The sequence below is a fragment of the Bartonella sp. AU16XJBT genome (genome assembly GCF_028618665.1).
GTDB lineage: Bacteria > Pseudomonadota > Alphaproteobacteria > Rhizobiales > Rhizobiaceae > Bartonella.
Genome location: NZ_JAQITF010000077.1, coordinates 1 through 996, shown reverse-complemented (window position 1 = coordinate 996; position 996 = coordinate 1). Strand labels below are relative to the sequence as shown.

The window sequence follows — 996 nt, the reverse complement described above, 5'->3', positions numbered from 1 at the left end:
ATTTTATTTATGAAGATAATTTCAAGGACCCGTTGGCGCGCTATAAGGAAGTGACGAGCCAAACGACAAAATCGAACCCTGAAACAATGGGGCGGTTTCACACAGCGTGGCTCAATATGATTTATCCACGCTTGCGTTTGGCGCAGACGCTTTTGCGTGACGATGGTGTGATCTTTATCTCAATAGATGATCATGAGGTGCATAATTTGCGCAAAGTGTGCGACGAGGTGTTTGGCGAAGAGAATTTTGTCGCGCAATTGGTGTGGAAAAAGCGCACTGGTACTAATGATGCGCATAATAATGTCAGCACGGACCATGATTACATTTTATGTTACAGTAGAGGTTTAACGGCCTTTAGTGGTGTAAAGAAGACTTTCGAAAATTATAGTAATTCTGACCAGGACCCGCGCGGGCCTTGGACACAAGGCGATTTAACGTGTAATAAAACAGCGTCTGAGCGGCCAAATCTCTTTTATCCTATTACTGACCCGCAAACGGGGCAGGTGTATGAATGTAACCCTAACCGTGTTTGGGCTTATGAAAAAGAGCGTATGGCAAGGATCATTAACGAAGGCAAGGTGATCTTTCCTAAAAGTGGGCGTGGGACACCGACCTATAAGCGGCATCAAGCAGAAGTTAAATCTCAGACTAAGCCCTTTAGCTCTATGCTTGAGACCGATATGAACTTTGTTGCGACAAAACAACTACGCCAGCTTTTGGGCGGGCAATTTTTTGATCATCCAAAAGGTGTAAATCTTATTAAGCACCTTATTGAGCAAACAACTAGCAACAATGACCTCATTCTCGACTTTTTCTCTGGCTCTGCCACAACAGCGCATGCAGTGATGGCTTTGAATGCAGAAGATGGTGGCAATCGCAAATTCATCATGGTGCAATTGCCTGAATTATGTGATGAAAAGAGCGAAGCTTATAAGGCTGGTTATAAAACTATCTGCGATATAGGTAGCGAACGTATTCGCCGTGCTGGTGCACAAA

1 protein-coding gene is annotated in these 996 nt (G+C 44.2%); it reads left to right on the top strand.

The features are described from left to right. Positions 1-996 (top strand): site-specific DNA-methyltransferase (locus tag PVV66_RS09640; protein ID WP_273719619.1); only part of this gene is annotated, 996 nt, incomplete at both ends.